At 43.3% G+C, this 16,286-nt stretch carries 20 protein-coding genes; 6 read left to right on the top strand and 14 right to left on the bottom strand.

Going from position 1 to position 16,286, the window contains the following annotated elements:
• Positions 1-49 precede the first annotated feature (49 nt).
• Positions 50-1,300, top strand: coding sequence for a hypothetical protein (locus tag BRC29_04180; protein ID PSG99296.1), 1,251 nt, complete (start codon positions 50-52; stop codon positions 1,298-1,300).
• A 10-nt stretch (positions 1,301-1,310) separates the two neighbouring features.
• On the opposite strand, the gene BRC29_04185 is transcribed toward BRC29_04180, so the two are convergent.
• From BRC29_04185 to ahaH, 11 genes are all read right to left on the bottom strand, one after another.
• Positions 1,311-1,754, bottom strand: coding sequence for a hypothetical protein (locus BRC29_04185; GenBank protein PSG99297.1), 444 nt, complete (start codon positions 1,752-1,754; stop codon positions 1,311-1,313).
• A 120-nt stretch (positions 1,755-1,874) separates the two neighbouring features.
• Positions 1,875-2,501: a V-type ATP synthase subunit D gene (locus BRC29_04190; GenBank protein PSG99298.1), complete on the bottom strand. Its 627-nt coding sequence runs from the start codon at positions 2,499-2,501 to the stop codon at positions 1,875-1,877.
• Entirely contained in the window at positions 2,498-2,809 is a 312-nt protein-coding gene (locus BRC29_04195; GenBank protein ID PSG99299.1) for a hypothetical protein, read from the bottom strand. Before BRC29_04195 ends, BRC29_04190 begins: the two co-directional genes overlap by 4 nt.
• Positions 2,810-2,814: 5 nt before the next feature.
• The gene (locus BRC29_04200) at positions 2,815-4,191 is read right to left on the bottom strand and encodes a V-type ATP synthase subunit B (GenBank protein PSG99300.1); all 1,377 of its coding nucleotides are present in this window, start codon (positions 4,189-4,191) and stop codon (positions 2,815-2,817) included.
• Between the two features lie 53 nt (positions 4,192-4,244).
• Positions 4,245-6,002 carry a V-type ATP synthase subunit A gene (locus tag BRC29_04205; GenBank protein PSG99301.1) on the bottom strand — a complete coding sequence of 586 codons (1,758 nt, stop codon included), beginning with the start codon at positions 6,000-6,002 and terminating at the stop codon, positions 4,245-4,247.
• 81 nt (positions 6,003-6,083) lie between these two features.
• On the bottom strand, positions 6,084-6,386 hold the full coding sequence (locus BRC29_04210; GenBank protein ID PSG99302.1) for a V-type ATP synthase subunit F: 303 nt from the start codon (positions 6,384-6,386) through the stop codon (positions 6,084-6,086).
• Positions 6,387-6,396: 10 nt separating this feature from the next.
• On the bottom strand, positions 6,397-7,392 hold the full coding sequence (locus BRC29_04215) for a hypothetical protein (protein PSG99303.1): 996 nt from the start codon (positions 7,390-7,392) through the stop codon (positions 6,397-6,399).
• A 9-nt stretch (positions 7,393-7,401) separates the two neighbouring features.
• Entirely contained in the window at positions 7,402-7,938 is a 537-nt protein-coding gene (locus BRC29_04220; protein ID PSG99304.1) for a hypothetical protein, read from the bottom strand.
• A gap of 164 nt (positions 7,939-8,102) precedes the next feature.
• Positions 8,103-8,321, bottom strand: a complete 219-nt coding sequence (locus tag BRC29_04225) for an ATPase (GenBank protein ID PSG99305.1) — start codon at positions 8,319-8,321, stop codon at positions 8,103-8,105.
• A gap of 62 nt (positions 8,322-8,383) precedes the next feature.
• Positions 8,384-10,198 carry a hypothetical protein gene (locus BRC29_04230; protein ID PSG99306.1) on the bottom strand — a complete coding sequence of 605 codons (1,815 nt, stop codon included), beginning with the start codon at positions 10,196-10,198 and terminating at the stop codon, positions 8,384-8,386.
• Positions 10,199-10,208: 10 nt separating this feature from the next.
• The gene (gene ahaH, locus BRC29_04235) at positions 10,209-10,526 is read right to left on the bottom strand and encodes an ATP synthase archaeal subunit H (GenBank protein ID PSG99307.1); all 318 of its coding nucleotides are present in this window, start codon (positions 10,524-10,526) and stop codon (positions 10,209-10,211) included.
• Positions 10,527-10,658: 132 nt separating this feature from the next.
• On the opposite strand from ahaH, the gene BRC29_04240 reads away from it, so the two are divergent.
• Positions 10,659-11,759, top strand: a complete 1,101-nt coding sequence (locus BRC29_04240) for a tRNA (guanine(10)-N(2))-dimethyltransferase (protein ID PSG99308.1) — start codon at positions 10,659-10,661, stop codon at positions 11,757-11,759.
• A gap of 43 nt (positions 11,760-11,802) precedes the next feature.
• Positions 11,803-12,234 carry a hypothetical protein gene (locus tag BRC29_04245; GenBank protein ID PSG99309.1) on the top strand — a complete coding sequence of 144 codons (432 nt, stop codon included), beginning with the start codon at positions 11,803-11,805 and terminating at the stop codon, positions 12,232-12,234.
• An 81-nt stretch (positions 12,235-12,315) separates the two neighbouring features.
• On the opposite strand, the gene tfb is transcribed toward BRC29_04245, so the two are convergent.
• Complete coding sequence (gene tfb, locus BRC29_04250) at positions 12,316-13,419, bottom strand: transcription initiation factor IIB (protein ID PSG99310.1); 1,104 nt, start codon at positions 13,417-13,419, stop codon at positions 12,316-12,318.
• Between the two features lie 213 nt (positions 13,420-13,632).
• Here tfb and BRC29_04255 point away from each other — a divergent pair, with 213 nt between their 5' ends.
• Positions 13,633-14,697, top strand: coding sequence for a hypothetical protein (locus BRC29_04255; protein ID PSG99311.1), 1,065 nt, complete (start codon positions 13,633-13,635; stop codon positions 14,695-14,697).
• Here BRC29_04255 and BRC29_04260 read toward each other — a convergent pair.
• Positions 14,633-15,079 (bottom strand): hypothetical protein, encoded by a 447-nt coding sequence (locus tag BRC29_04260; protein ID PSG99312.1) that lies wholly within the window; start codon positions 15,077-15,079, stop codon positions 14,633-14,635. The genes BRC29_04255 and BRC29_04260 overlap by 65 nt on opposite strands.
• A gap of 103 nt (positions 15,080-15,182) precedes the next feature.
• Between BRC29_04260 and BRC29_04265 the strand changes: the two genes are divergently transcribed.
• Positions 15,183-15,380: a histone gene (locus BRC29_04265; GenBank protein PSG99313.1), complete on the top strand. Its 198-nt coding sequence runs from the start codon at positions 15,183-15,185 to the stop codon at positions 15,378-15,380.
• A gap of 5 nt (positions 15,381-15,385) precedes the next feature.
• Entirely contained in the window at positions 15,386-15,769 is a 384-nt protein-coding gene (gene eif5A, locus BRC29_04270) for a translation initiation factor IF-5A (protein PSG99314.1), read from the top strand.
• Between the two features lie 34 nt (positions 15,770-15,803).
• Here eif5A and BRC29_04275 read toward each other — a convergent pair whose 3' ends face one another.
• Positions 15,804-16,220: a hypothetical protein gene (locus tag BRC29_04275; protein PSG99315.1), complete on the bottom strand. Its 417-nt coding sequence runs from the start codon at positions 16,218-16,220 to the stop codon at positions 15,804-15,806.
• Positions 16,221-16,286 lie beyond the last annotated feature (66 nt).

Here is a 16,286-nt window from a genome sequence, read left to right on the forward strand (position 1 = left end):
AATACCTGGTAAAGTTTTTAAGTATGCTTATTCTACTACTAAATATATTATGAGCTCTAAGGACAAGATGAAGGAAATGCGGGAAAAGTCAAAGAACCGGAGAATGGAGAAGGCAGAGGAGTTTTCAGAGAAACTACAGGAAAAACTAGGCGACAAACTCAAGGTCGTAGCTGTATGGGGGAGCGTTCCGAAAGCGGAACATGGTGTGGAATCTGATATTGATACACTCGTAATTTTAGATGACACCAAACTCAGGCAGGATGTACCGGATGATGCAAGAAAAAAGATAAGACAGAAAGTAAACGAAGCAGCCAAGGAAACAGATGACAGAATCACACTCCAATACTTCCCGTTCCTAACAGAGTTCTGGGATTCGCTGAGAAAAGGAGAGCCGCTGGCAATCGAGGCAGTAAGAAACGGAGAACCTGTATATGACACCGGTATCTTCATGCCAGCGAAGAGGCTTCTACAGAGAGGAAAGATTAAAGCTACCCGGGAATCAGTAAAGAAACGGTTGAAAATGGCAGCAGCAGGTTACAAGAAAGCAGAGAAGAACATGAAACAATCAATACCGCACAAAACTGAGCAAGTGATGGCGAATGCGGGACAGGCTCCAATAATGCTTGTCGGAAAGAACCCGCCACCAAAGGAAAAAGTACCGGAAACACTCGAGGAAATGTTCGTTGAGAAAGAGATGCTAGAAGAAAAATATGTCGGGATCGCTCAAGAACTCTATGACTTCGGTAACAAGGGTGAAAAGAACTCCCAGGAAGTCACAGGAGAGGAAGTAGAGGAGCATTTAGACAAAGCAGACGACTTCGTCAGAAGAATGCATAAACTTGTCTCACAGCTAGGATCCAAGAAGAAAGTCAAAGGAATCGTAGGCGACTATAAAAAATTCCTGAAGGCAAACGTGGCAGCTCTGAAGGCACAGGATATAGAACCGCCAGAGGATCGAGATGAATTACCTGAAACCGTTGAAGAACATCTTGATGTGGGAGAAGACCACGTGGAGATGTTCGGCCGATGGGAGGAAGTAATCGAGAAAGTCAAGGAAAAGGACATGGAGGAAGTTAATGAGAAAGAACTTTACGAACTCAAACAGGATACGAAAGAGTTCGTCTCACAGGTCGGCAGTGATATTAAAGAAATGAGGGAGGAGGAAGCTGAAGGAATGACACCTGAAATGGATACCTCAGCAGTAGCAGAAGCGGCCGACACAGAGGAAATGGTGCCGAATCTGGAAGAGAAAGCGGAGCAGGAAGTAGAAGAGGGAGAAGATGAAGACGAAGAGAAATAGCTCCTTTTGACTATTCTTCCTCTTCAGGAAACAGGTATTCGTGGATATGTGAGTGATCCAGTTTCCAGACTTTTTCTTTCACCTCATCTTTCGGAACAAACTTTACTTCTCCTTCCCATGAAGAATTCCTTTCTCCGTCAGTCACATCCGCCTCAAAAAATATATTGGGTCCGCCGCTCTCGTTATGTCTTATATCCAGTAGATCACGTATCTCAACATCAAAACCGGTTTCCTCCTTGACCTCTCTTCTTGCTGCTTCCCTGAAATCTTCTCCTTTCTCAAGAAATCCTCCTGGAAGCCTATGGCTACCACTTAGATCCAATGTGAGAACATCATCATGTTCACCATAGGCCAGAACAGAGACAGTAGGTGGCGGCCAGAAAATTCTCGATATCGTCTGTGCGATATAATGCTCGGGGTATTTTTTCACAAATTTTGAAAATATGTAAGACATACCCATTTTTAATCTCTGACGGTTGATATAGATTTCTACTGATTTTATACAATTGTTTGGTTCAGGATGAATTCAAAGAAAGACTCTTAGATAGGGTATAGCAAAGAAAGAAGGAGCTAGTTAATCCTGCATGTTTTTGACCTTCTTCATACGAAAGGTTTCCTCTCTTTCCGATTCTTCTAGTGACTGTGAAATCGTTTCTAATGCATCTTTCTGTTCAGGGATGACTTTGTGTTCAAGAGCGTTTACTCTTCTCTTGGTCTTCTCTATCTCATTGAGGAGTTTGAGTATCTTGGTCTGGGTTTCGGCGGCTTCAACTATTTTTTCAAGAAGTTTCTCGTACTTGTCGGCTACTGAGTCTATTCTGGAGGAAGCCGAAGTGATACCGTATTCCCTTTGAAGTATATTTGTGGAAATCTTCTCTGTTTCTATCTCTGGCACAACTACTCCCATGATGTTCTGTGTCGAGGAAGTAATCTTCGGCTCGTCTTTGACTGGGAATGCGTTGGCCTGGACCTTGTCCTCGCCGTCGTAGATCTTTGACATGAGAAGTTTTAGTTTTGCCTGTGAGTAAACGTCTGCAAGTTCTTGATTAACCTCTTTTGCATCTCCAGTTATTTCCATAAATTCGTGGATCAGGCCGTCCCTCTTTTTCTCAAGAATATTGTGTCCATTCTCGGCGAGTTCGATTCTTTCTTTAAGTCTTAACTCTTCCGAACGTGTTGGTTTGATATCCTGTGACATCAATTATCCCTCCTGTATTTTTCAATGTCTTCAATTTCGTTTTCAAGGTCGTAACTATCCGGGAGTTCGCCTTCAAATCTTATTGACTGGTACTGTCCTACAAACTGGCCGGGATCGGTATCAGGTGATGTCTCAAGTATGACTCCATATTTCCCATCATCATCCAGGTGAAGAACCGGAAAGAGATGGCCTCTAGAGTTCTCATCAGCTTTTCTGTACTTATCCAGATGATTGATATCAGACTGGTTGTGACCCATATCTCCCAGCAGTTCTTTTGCCATCTCCCAAGGTGTGTCGCAGATCTCTGTCATCGACTCTAATCTCTGCCTGGAAGGTATTTTTCCCGGGTTTCAGGATCGATTCTCGTCAGTTCTGATTCAGGTACGATTGAAAGCAGCTCCCATGCAAGACCCATGGAATCCTCTATATCTCTATCTTCTCTGTTGCCCTGTCCAATGAACTCTTCCTCGAACCTGTCCGCAAACTTGAGGATTTTTTCATCTTTTTCGGACAATGCATCTTCTCCGACAATCGCCACGAGATCTCTAAGCGATTCACCTTCAGCGTACGTTGCATACACCTGATCCTTAAGATCGCCGTGATCCTCTCGAGTATAGCCCTCTCCGATTCCGTTATCCATCAACCGGGAAAGACTTGGCAGGACATCGATTGGCGGCTTAAAGTCTTTGTTTTCAAGGTCTCTGTCAACAACGATCTGTCCCTCTGTAATATAACCGGTGAGGTCAGGAATTGGATGAGTGATGTCATCGTTTGGCATTGTCAGGATCGGGATCTGTGTGACCGATCCCTCTCTTCCTTCGATGATACCAGCTCTTTCGTAGAGGTTCGCCAGATCCGTGTACATATATCCCGGGTATCCTCTTCTACCCGGTACCTCTTCTCTAGCTGCAGATACCTCTCTAAGTGCGTTGCAGTAGTTAGTCATGTCTGTCATGATGACCAGTACTTCCATATCCTTCTCAAATGCAAGATATTCTGCGGTTGTCAATGCCATTCTAGGGGTAATGATTCTCTCCGGTGCCGGATCTGAAGCCTTGTTCAAGAATACTACAGAACGCTCAAGAGCACCTGTTTCTCTGAACTCTCTCATGAAATCCTGTGATTCCTCCTCAGTAATTCCCATACCGGCGAATACTACTGCGAACTCCTCGTCTTCTCCCTGTACATCCGACTGTCTTGCGATCTGCATAGATAGTTCGTTGTGCGGAAGTCCTGATCCTGAGAAGATCGGTAGTTTCTGTCCTCTTACCAATGTATTCATCAGGTCGATTGAGGAAATACCGGTCTGGATAAAGTCCTCGGGAAGCTCTCGGGAGTAAGGATTGATAGCCTCTCCCACAATATCTCTCTTCTCTTCCGGAATAATTTCCGGTCCATCGTCGATCGGTTCTCCTGTTCCATCAAGGATTCTTCCAAGAAGATCTTCGGTACACGGCATCTTGACATTCTCGTCCATGAAGCGGACGGATGCATCCTGGCCGATTCCCCTGGTATCCTCGTATACCTGGACAACTACTACATCCTTTGAAGTCTCCAGTACTTCCCCTTTCTTGACATTGCCATCCGGATCCTCGATTTCCACGATATCTCCATAGGCAACATCATCGGTTTTCTCCACAAATACCAGTGGTCCTTTAACTTCGTTTATCGTCTTGTATTCTTGTTGTGTCATTCTACATCACCCTGTAATGTCAATCCTAGAAAACTGTTCATTTTCGGTCACCTCTATTCCTCCACTACCTCTTCAAACTCCTTGTCCATCTGTTCCCGGATTTCGGTTTTAAGTTCTTTATAGTCCTCACTAAACTTGAGTTCGGAGATCCTATTGGCCGAATCAAGAGAAACGATGTTCTCTACAAGTGCTCCTTCCTCAAGAGCCCTGTATGCATTGTCTCCCCAGTCAAGGATTAACTCCAAGACATCAAATGTTTTCTGAGGACTGGAGTATTGATCAACGTCATCGAAAGCGTTCTGCTGCAGGTAGAACTGTTTGACCAAGTTAGCGATTCTGAGTGTCAGCCTTTCCCTGTCTGGTAATGCGTCTTTACCGACAAGTTGTACCGTTTCCTGTAGCTCCCCATCTTTCTGGAGGATATCTCTCATTCTCTGGATATTCTCTGTCCAACCAGCATCAACTTCTTCCTCAAAGTGGTCTGAAAGCATATCGCTGTATCCCGAGTAGGAGTCATCCCAGTTAATTGACGGGAAGTGTCTTTTCTCCGCTAGATCCGAGTCAAGTGCCCAGAAGTTCTTAACAACTCTGAGCGTGTTCTGGGTTACCGGTTCCGAGAAGTCTCCGCCAGGAGGTGAAACAGCTCCAATAATAGAGACTGATCCCGGGTTATCGGGTCCGAGTGGTTTGGCTCTTCCAGCTCTCTCGTAGAACTCTGCAAGTTTTGATGCAAGGTATGCCGGGTACCCACGTTCGCCGGGCATCTCTTCGAGTCGAGCAGAAATTTCACGCATGGCTTCTGCCCAACGTGAAGTCGAATCCGCCATCAAGGCAACGTCAAGTCCCTGATCTCTAAAGTACTCTGCGATTGTGATTCCTGTGTAAATGCTGGCTTCTCTCGCAGCTACAGGCATGTTAGAGGTGTTCGCAATCAGTACTGTTCTATTAATGATTTTGTCCCCGGTCTGTGGGTCTTCTAGTTCTGGGAACTCTTCCAGTACCTCTGTCATCTCGTTTCCACGTTCCCCGCATCCAATGTAGACTATGATATCTGCGTCGGAGAACTTTGCGAGGCTCTGCTGTGTAACTGTTTTCCCTGTTCCAAAGCCTCCCGGTACCGCTGCTGTTCCTCCCTTTGCAATTGGGAACAGTCCGTCGAGAACTCTCTGTCCTGTAATCAGTGGTACTTTCGGTTCGAGATCGTTTTCCACCTGCCTTGCCTCTCTGATCGGCCACTCCTGTCTCATTGCTACTTCTACGCCGTCGACTACTGCAACCGTCTCGGTGACAGTGAACTCTCCTTCCTTAATTTCCTCGACCTCTCCTTCAATTCCGGGCGGAAGAAGAACTTTGTGTTCTCCATAATCTACTTCTGTAGTCCCGATTACGTCTCCCCCGGTAACATATTTTCCTTCCTCTAAAGCGGGTTCGAACTCGTATTCTTCCTCCATGTCGATTCCAGGTGCGTCTTCACCTCTCTCGATGAATGCCCCTGTTTTCCCTTCAAGAGCCGGTAGAGGTCTCTGAAGCCCATCGTAGATTGATCCGAGAAGGCCTGGGCCAAGCTCTACGGAAAGCGGCTGCTCTGTGTTGTGTACGGTCTCTCCCGGTTTTACTCCTGTAGTGTCTTCATAGACCTGGATGTAGCTTTTGTCTCCTTCTATCTGGATTACTTCTCCCATCAATCCTTCTTCTCCGACCTTCACGACGTCGTTCATCTGAGGTTCCATGTTTTCAGCGATCACTACAGGGCCTGCTACCTTATAGATTGTGCCTTCTGATTCTGTGCTCTGGGTTTGTGTCTGTGTCATTTTTCAAGTCCACCTGCTGGACTGAAGCTTGTCTTCAAGTTTTGAGTTTTCATTTTAAGTTTCACCTAATAGTATTTGTTTTTATGATAGATCAATTCCGATTACCTTCTTGATTTTATCCTGTAGCTGGGAGTCCTCTGCTTTCTCTGATAACGCGACAACGACCGGGTTTACTGATTTATTGACATCGTTTCGAATTCTTTCTGGAAGTTCCTGTACATCTGATTTTTCGGCTACAACAATACCGAGTTCATCGCTCTGGATAAGTTCCTGGATTTTCTCCTTGTAGTTTTCTTTCCCGTATGTTTTTTGTATTCCTGCGAGTTCGAATCCAACTGTGAATTCACGTTCCCCGATTACTGCAATTGATTTCTTATCTTCCATGTTTGAGGCCTCAGGCTATTACCAAGTTTCTTTTGATTGTTTCCTGATTTTGTATACCTGTCTCTTTTGCCCGTATAAGCATTCTCAGGTTCTTGACTTCAACCATTTTGGCAACGATGTAGCCAAATACCGATGTTATTCCAAGAGGTTCTGTATGAAGTGTTCTGAAAGCTGATTTCAGTCTTTCTACTTCTATTGTCTTTTCTACCTGCTCTAAGTTTTTGTAGTCTCTGAACTGTATATCTTCACAATCCTCAACCTCTGAGATCGCCTCCTCAAGATCGGATGTTTGAAGGGTTTTCCGCACACATGTTGTTTCAGGTTCGCTGATCAACCAGTCTTCGATCTCCTCTGTTTCAAGACCGTATTTTTTCAGTCGAAGGATTATCTTCAGGTTCTCACACTCAATCTCTTTTCTGATGAACCTCTGAAACCACATACCGATTGAATCAGCAAGCTCTTTCATCTCTGTATAGTAAGCTCTATCAAGATCTCTCTCAACTTTTCTAACATCACCGGTATTCTCAATGAATGACTGGTATTTCACATCGGAATCACTGAATTCTATCGAATTACAGATCTCCTCAAAGCTTTTCTCCGACAGTTCCTCCATTTCTTCAACTGTGTACTGGGCTACCGGTACAAGAAGATCCTTTACCTCGCCTTTTTCTTCTCCTTTTTTCCATCTAAGCAGTCTTTTCAGACTGAGGATATCGTAACGCCGCAAAAACGCGTTTATGACTGGATTAAGTGAATCCGGTGAGATATCTATCAAATTTGCCATTGTTCTTGATACGTTTCTCATCAATGCAAGTTCCACGAGCTCTACCCCGTCGTGTTTCACGCCCAGTTCATCAATATCCTTCTTATAACAACCTTCCTGCAGCTTTCTCGCTATCTCGTTCGGCTCCATCTTGATAAGCTGGTCATAGTTACTCTCGTCCAGAAGTTTTGCTCCCTTAGCGCTAACTCTGGCGTACATGTACGGGTAGTCTCGTGATATCATTTTGATCCCTCAGAAAAGTATATCTGCCACGTCTTTGCGGTGTTCATCTTTCATCTGTTTAAGGATTTTGTCAAAGGTGAATTCCTGCATTCTGTTTCCGTCCTCAGAGAATATTTTGATTCCGTTGATATCTTTATTCTCTCTGAAATCTACATCTACTGCGTCTTCAAACTCAGAACTACCTTCTACTCTTGCTACATCGAAATCCACTCTTTCAATACATTTTTGAGCAAATTTCTTCTTTTCTTTCTGTGTGAGTTTGTCAAGATAATGTCTGAACTCACTGAATACCTCTTTAATTTCATCCTGTTTTGCCTTCATCTTTTCTTCCTTTGCTTTCATCCGGGCGCTAGAGAGAGCTTTTTTCCTGTAACTTTGTTTCTCCTCTTCAAGCTCTTCCTCCATATTCTCATGAATCTGTTCAGCTTCCTTCTCAGCTTCTTCAATGATTCTGTCCCTTTCCTCTTCTCCTACTTCTACTATCTCATCCGATTTTTGCTCTGCTTTCTGCAGAATCTCTGATTTGATTTCTTCTAGTCCCACCAGTTTATCACCTTAGGTCAACTGTTGCTCCACATTCCGCTTTGCGGAAGTAGGCTTCGAATTTTGAATTTTCTGTCGTTTTCATAGTATATCTTTTTTCCTCTTACCGTATGCATATCGAAATAAATGAAGTTTTGGGAGAGCCTTGCGGCTCCCTCTGAATTTTTCTAAATGAATCCTGTGGCAACCAGTGCGACTACTAGTCCGAAGATAACCATAGTCTCCGGGACAACTGTTAGGATAAGTACTTGCCCGAATAGGCTGTCGTCTTCCGCCAGAGCGCCAACTCCTGCGGATCCGATCTTTGCCTGAGCCCATCCTGTTGCAAGTGCTGCAAGTCCTATAGCTAGTCCTGCACCGATTGCTGTCATTCCTTCTACTGCCATTTTTGGATTTCACCTTGTGTTTTCTTGATTTTGAGCATATTGGTTCTCACCTATAGTATAATTTAATTGGTTCCGAAAGGAACATATTTTCTGCCTCCTCCCTGATAGAACTTGCTGAACATTTCTACATAATGGAGTCTTATTCCTTGAAGGAAGCCTTCCATGATTTTGATGAATGTATTGAAAGTATGTCCGAACACTAACATAACCACTCCCAAAATAATTCCTATTACTGAGCCTGAGTGAAATAATGGATCTGCTAGCCCATTCACCACCGCGGCCAGTGAGACCGCTGCGACCGAGACACCGAATATCCTTAGATAAGATAATACATTTGAAAGCAGAGAAGGTATCTCTACAACACCCTCTATGCCTTCTCCAAGGTAGAGAAGTGCTATTGAGATCGCTATCACCGGAGCTCCTGCCGTTGCGCCGATAAAGTACCATAGAGCTGTACCTGCCTCAAGCATCAACCAGCTCCCTTTCTCAAGGAATGCTTGTTTGAAGCCATGTTTAACATGCTCATTATAGAATCCGAGCAGGTACCCTGCGTTAACGTGTACCAGTCCGATCAAAGCTGAAATCGTGAATACCTGACTTAGGTGTTCTGCCCTATGGAATAGGATCGGTATCTCTTCGAATAGATTTATGCCTGTCAATGCGGCCAACTCCGAGTGATGGCCAAATATGACATAACCAAAAGCATCCCCGAAAGCCAGACCAAATAATATAGTTGCAACTGATGCATACATCAGTGATTTGAAAATATCTGCCACACCCGGGAACATCTTCATACCGGCGTAGAAGACAGCGAGTGATGTTAGACCGTAACCTGCGTCCCCGATCATGAAACCGAAGAACAGCGGAAATGTAAGTAAGATTACGAAAGATGGGTCAAGCTCATTATAACTTGGAACTGAGACCAGGTCAGTTAGATCCTCGAAATGCTTTACTGGCCCAGGATTATTGTGCTTTACGGGCGGTTCGTCTCCTTTTTCCTGTTGAATATGTATCTTTCCTTCAGTCACCTGAGCAAGTCTTTCCTCTAATTTTCCATAATTTTCTGTCGGAACCCATCCTTTCGCAAAGAAAGCTGATTCTGTTGTCGCAAAGTTTATCGGTGCCTCAGCTTTCTCCACCTTCTCAGTCATGAACTCTTCTACTTCCTCAAGACTTGCTTTCCACTTAACTGAGAGACGTTCAAGTTCTTTCTTCCTGTTTTTTCTCTTTTCTTCTAATTCCTCTAACATGTCGCCAAGTTTTCGCTCTATTTCGGAGACATGGCCTGATAAACCAATATCAGGAACCTCAAATATTTCTTTGGAAATATCATCAATCGCGTTGTCGAACTCTTTTTCGTCAGGATAAAATAATACATCAGCTCTATTCCCTTCCATCAACTCATATCTCTCATCCGGAGCTTCTACCTCGAATTCTTCTCTATTGATTTTTCCCACAAAACATTCGAGTTCCTGCGTCCCATCCAAGTCTCTGTAGTCAAGATTGAGATTTGAAACCTTCCTGAAAAAGTCTCTTTGGTTCTTAATATCGTTGATCCGAGATTCAAGATCTGTTACGTCGTCTTCAAGACTATCTATTTTCCTATTGATTTCTGGTATTTTCTCATCAACGTCTTCATATCCCAAATCGGAAAGCTCTGATTTATCTGTTTCAGGTAGCTTGGATAGAAGTGATCTGAGATCAACCAAGAGCTCTGAGATTTCATCACCTTCCTCGAACGTCTCTCCTGTGTCAAGCTCTCCAGAGTAACCTTCTATGTCAAGAAGTTCAAGGTCATATAGCTCCTCGATGACAGGTCTCAAATCTCTCTTGAGTCCCGTAATGGATAACTTGGTCATTTTGGCTGGTTTTATCATTGGTCACCTGTTACTGAAATTCTTTCTCAAATCTTTCCTTGAGGAAATTTTCTGCATTTTCAAAGTTCTTGGAGGCTTTTTCTCTAAGTTCTTCGGCTTCTTCACGTCCTATACCCACTATTTCTTCTCTCTCCTCGTTTACTTCGTCCTTGAATTCGTTCATTCTCTTCAGTTTCTCTTTTTCTGCGTCTTTTTCAGCTTCTTCCACTATTTCAGAGGCTTCTTCTTTCGCTTGTTCAACTATTTTTTCTTTCTTTCCTTCAGCTTCCTGGACAATCGAACCAGCATCCTTCTCCGTTTTTCGAACCTGCTTCACAACGTTCTCCATCGTTAGAACACCGTTATTAGTTCGTGTAGCTAGAACAATTATAAACCCTATGAGCTCCACCTACGAAGATCTATTTAAAAAGCTTTCACCGCAGGCGATCTGAATAAAAAAATCGGCCTAACCTAATTAGTTATGAAGGAGAGAGGTTTCGAAGTATTTGTACCTGAGGAAGATGAGCCGTCCAAAGACTCAGAGGTATTCTTCAACGACAAAATGAGAAACAACAGAGATATATCAGAAATAGCGGGCAGAGTGTTTAAAGAGAAGACCGGAATCGAAAATTTTGCGTCATGCGATGCTCTCTCTGCTTCTGGTATTAGAGGATTCCGCTACTCAGAGTTCTCGGATCAGCTTTTAATTAACGATACAAATCCTGAAGCAGTTGAAAGCATTGAGGAAGGACTGGAAGCAAATAAAGTTGAAGCAGAAGTTTCCAGCAAGAACGCGAATATTCTACTATCGGAGAACAGAAACCGGTTCCACTTTATCGATATTGATCCTTTCGGTTCATTCCTCGAGTTTCTTGATTCAATGGTTCGAGCCTCCAACCATACCAGTTTTGTAGGATTATCTGCAACCGACAACTCAGTGACCTCCGGAAGCTACAGGAAAGCATGTATGAGAAGGTATAATTCCACGCCATTAAAGAACAGTTTCATGCATGAGACAGGGTTGAGAATCTATATCAAGGAAGTCTTCGAGAACTACGCCAGGTTCAATATGAGCTTTGATCCTAAGGTATGCTGGCATGAAAGACATTACTCCCGGGTAATGGGGCGGGTGACAGAATCAAAGAAGAGAGCTAATAGGGAACTGGAAAATATTGGTTATCTTTCGTTCTGTCCAGAATGTAGATGGCGGAAACTGGAAAAATTCGATGATTGCAGGAACTGTGGAAACTCAGAGTTGAAAGTCGCAGGACCTCTCTGGACGGGAAAATTAAGCGACCAGAGATTTACTAAGGACATGAAGGATGAGATACCGGAAGAAGAATGGGAGGATAGTCACTCAATGCTGAAGAAAATCCATAACGAAGCAGAGATCCTGACACCTTTCTACGACCTTCACGAACTGTGCTCAGTAATGGGTGTACAGGTACCGAAAAGAGAGAAAGTAATTGATGCAATCAGAGAGAAAGGCTATCCTGTATCAAGAACACATTTCTCACCAACAGGTTTCCGAACCGATGCACCGATAGACGATATAAAAGATATTATTCGGGAGCAACTTTGATCAAAAAAAATATTATAGGTCTTTTCATTGAATGTAGTATTAGATGTCAGTTCGATCTCTAGATTTCGATCGGGATGCAGAAAAGCTTTTTTCAGAGTTAGAAAATAATGCTGGGAGCCATCTTGAAGAAGCTATTAACTATTCTGTTAGGACTCTCAGAGACGATGAAGCGTATTTTGATCCTTATCATGCTATCCGGCTTTATGAAGGAATGGATTCACTTCCGCTGGATGAGATAGTGAGAGTGATGCTCACAAGCTATGAACAGGCTCTTCATTATTCTGATCCATCAGTTGAAGAAGAGCTGCCTTTCGAAGATGATAACCTGCATTTACTTGATTTCTACGATCAGATAGGGTTTCAGGAATTCGATGGAAAATACCTTCCGCTCAAACCGACGGCCGTAGGAGCAGAGCTTCTGAACGGCTTCATACAGGACTACCGAGAGCGTCATCCCTACATCTTTGATAATTGAAAAATCCTCAAGCTATGGCGACCGGTAAATGCTGAAAATAAAAGCAATAAGATAGAGGAGAAAGAATATGTGAAGCCGAACTTAGTTCGACTTTTCTTCGAGTTCTTCTTCGAGTCCGAGTTTCTCTGCGAGTTCTTTGTAGCGGTTTCTTATTGTGACTTCTGTTACTCCGACCACGTCTGCTACTTCTCTCTGTGTTCTCTTCTCGCCTTCGAGCACTGCGGCAATGTATAGTGCTGCTGCGGCTAGGCCTGTTGGCCCTTTACCTGAGAGAAGGTCTCTTTCTCTTGCTTTCTTTAGAATGTTTCTGGCTCGAGCCTGGACTTCTCCGCTAAGCTGTAGCTTTCCAGCAAATCTTGGTACATAGTCCTGTGGCTTTGCTGGTAAGATTCTGAGTCCGAGCTCTCGAGCTACGTATCTGTATGCTCTTCCGATCTCTCTTTTCTCTATTCCGGATGCATCTGAGATTTCATCGAGTGTTCTCGGTGTTCCCTGCTTTCTGGCTACAATGTATAGTAGCGCTGAGATGATTGATTCCATTGAACGTCCTCTTACCAGTCCCTGGTCAACTGCTTTCTCGTATAGCCTGGCGACTTCTTCGTGGACTGATTCAGGAAGGTTTAGGTTGGATACCATGGAGTTGAGCTCCGAAAGCGCAAATCCTAGGTTCCTGTCCTTTGACTTGGTTAGCCTCTTGTGCCATTTTCTCAGTCTATAGTACTGAGCTCTTTTCTTTCCTGATACTTTGTAGAGTTCTCCGGATCCCTGTCCGATTTCTGTTGAGACTCCCATGTCGTGTTTCGTGTAAGTTAGTGGCTGTCCTGCTCTTGCCTTTTTTTCCCTTTCCTGTTCGTTGAAAGCTCTCCATTCTGCGGATTCATCGATTCTATCTTCTTCGATGACAAGTCCACATTCAACACAAGTAAGTTCTCCCTGTGCAGAGTTTTCCTCGAATCTCTGGGCTTCACATTCTGGACATGTAAGAACTGTATCGCCTTCTTTGGCTTCCTCTCTCCTGACTTCGTAGCCTTTGCCTTCCTCTATGTCTTCTTCCGAGACTTCTTCGGCTGCGTCAGGTTTTGCCTCCTCTTCTTTTTCTTCTTCGGTTTCGTCTTCTTCCCATTCCTCCGGGACTTGATAATCGTCAAACTCACGTCGTGGAACGTTATGTGATTGGTTTGTCATAGTATTTTTTACCTTGAGTTATAGAACACGGACGAAGATTTGGCGTGTTCAAATGTTTTGAATACCCTACAAATTATTAATTATTACCCTAAGTTTTATATGAGTTATCCAATTCCGTTTATGAATTAGTCACAACAATCGTCCGTATTTCTTTCATCGAGTTCTAAATAGGAGAGAAATTAAAATACTCCTCTCAAAACATAAGTCATAAGGATGGCCAAGGAAGATATAAGATTTAAACGAGAGATACTTGGAGTATCCATATTGTTGGTCTTAGGCAGCCTTTTCATCATATATCCGTTCCTGGATGCGATAATACTGGCCGTGGCCACCTCCTACTTCCTAAGATTCGGTCATAAAGAACTCGATAAAAAAATTGAAAATGAGTTTCTCTCAACATTGATTATAACCTCCTCAGTTATCGGTTTCTTCACCGTTGGGCTTTTCCTATTCTTGAACAATTTCAATGAGATTATAGGCAACATAAATATACTTGTAATAGATCTACAGCAAAACACGGAACAGTTGATAACCGCGTTAAACCTATCTGAAAGCTTCCAGCAGGAAGTAAGTCGATTCCTACTGACTCTTTCAGAATCAATAAGAGTGTGGCTGAGAAGCATACTTGCGTCTATTCCAGCTCTACTGATTGATCTCGGTATATACCTTGTAACCTCAATATATCTGTACAAAGACGGAACAAGAATAAAGGAAAAAGTCTTCTCAGTGGTCCAGAGTTTCCCTGATAACGAGGAAAAAATAATCAAAAGCCTTGTAAGATCAACGGACTCAATTTTTAGAGGAGTATTCCTGACTCAGTTCATGGTCGCAGGCATACTAGGGTTTCTAACCGCAGTCGGTTTCTATCTAATAGGGCTAATAACTACTCCGATTCCCTTCATCGGTGTCTGGGCTGTCCTGATAGGTATGGCAGCACTATTACCTCTAATCGCTGCTTTCATGTTCTACGGTCCGATAGGATTCTACTATATCCTATACGGTCAACCTTTGAAAGGAACTCTGATACTGATCTTCGGAATAGTATTCCTGAATATTTTGTCGGAAATGGTGATCAGGCCTTACATTGGTTCTAGACAAATGGACGAACATCCATTGATTATATTCACAGGATTCATAGCCGGCCCTTTGACTCTCGGCCTGAAAGGACTTATCATCGGCCCATTGATGCTGATTCTTTCCAAAGAATTTCTGCTCAACTACAGTGAACTTGTTTCTGAGAAACCTGGTGAGAACCACAGCGAGGACAAGGAGAACTAGGAACTTGACTTCCACAGTTATTGCATCTTTTCTGCCAACTGAACTTTTCCTCCACAGGATCATCCAGAAAACCTCTAATATCAACTTCCATATGAAGTGCCAGGTTCTGTAGAGCCTTGTCATCGGTCAGAAGAGGAACAGTACATTCCAAAGCCAGCGCGAGCAGTTTCTCATCAACCTCAGAAGTAGGAGAGTTAATCTCATTTGACTTCTTCCATACATCCTCTAATACAGATCCATCTGGTTCCTGAACCTCATAGTCTAAGTTTCTCAAAACATTCGCTGCGCCGTCACTCTCTACCTCTTCCGGTACCCCTGGAACTATCAAAATCTCATCTGAAACCTCCCCTCTACCATGAATCAATACGTTAGTATCGACCACACGCATGAATACTCCTTAAATCCCTATTTATATAGCTCTTAGGCCGGTTGAAACCAGTTGGTATTAAAAATTAGGGCGATAATTTTCAGATTGTGATACAAAAATGAGTCTACCAAATGCACCAATTGAAAGAATAATAAGAAAGGCGGGAGCTGAAAGAGTTTCAAAAGACGCAATAGAGGAACTAAAGAATGCAGTAGAAGATGTTGGGGAAGAAATAGCGAGAGACGCTGTAGAAATGGCAGAACACGCTAATAGGAAAACCGTGAAGGCCTCAGACGTAGAACTTTCCACGAAGTGATGTAGATGCCGACACAGATAGAAGCAGGAAAAGTAAGAGACGGCACCTATGTATTGATCGACGAGGAACCATGTGAAGTCAGGAGCGTATCCAAATCCAGCCCTGGAAAACACGGTTCAGCCAAGGCAAAGATCAAAGCAAAAGAAATTTTTGGCGGCAAAAACAAGCATGTAACAAAGCCCGTTGACTCAATGATGATGAGCCCGGATGTAGAGAAAAAGATAGGGCAAATCGTATCCAAAGAAGGAAACATCGGACAGGTAATGGACATGGATACTTACGAAACGGAAGAAATGGAGCTGCCAGATGATCTCAGTGTTTCAGAAGGTCAAGAAATCGAATACAAGGAAATTGAAGACAGAAGGCTTGTACTTGGAGTAAGAGATTAGATCTGGAGTCCTTTGGTTAATCTAGTACCAATAATTAATTTTCAATTTCTTTCTCAATGGAAACATCACATTCAGTCGAAGCTGCCCTCATTCTTTCCTGCTCACCATCTTCACTATCTAACTCGATTTCGGTTCTGTTTATGACTCCATCACGGGGCAGATCAATTTTGGCTCCTTTATTACTTGGATAGACAATTACCTGCACAGTGCCTAGATTGCCCCCATCAGCTCTCAGTGTTACATTCACATAGTCGCTGGAAGAGCTCATCCTGTCTACTTCTATACTTTTGCTAGAGCAATCTAACACCTCACTTTGTGTGTCTTTCGTATCTTGAGTCGAGCTTTCTACGAGTTCTCCTGACCACTCACTGAACAATCCTCCGATTGCCATGACAAAAGCAAGCAGCATGACCGCAGCTATTAGGGGAGAGATTCCTTTACTCGATGGCATGGAACTCTATAGTTGTGACGTGAATAAAAAGGTTTAGGAGCCGGATCAAAGGATTATTATTGAAGT

Source organism: Nanohaloarchaea archaeon SW_7_43_1 (assembly GCA_003009795.1).
Classification (GTDB): Archaea; Nanohalarchaeota; Nanosalinia; order Nanosalinales; family Nanosalinaceae; genus SW-4-43-9.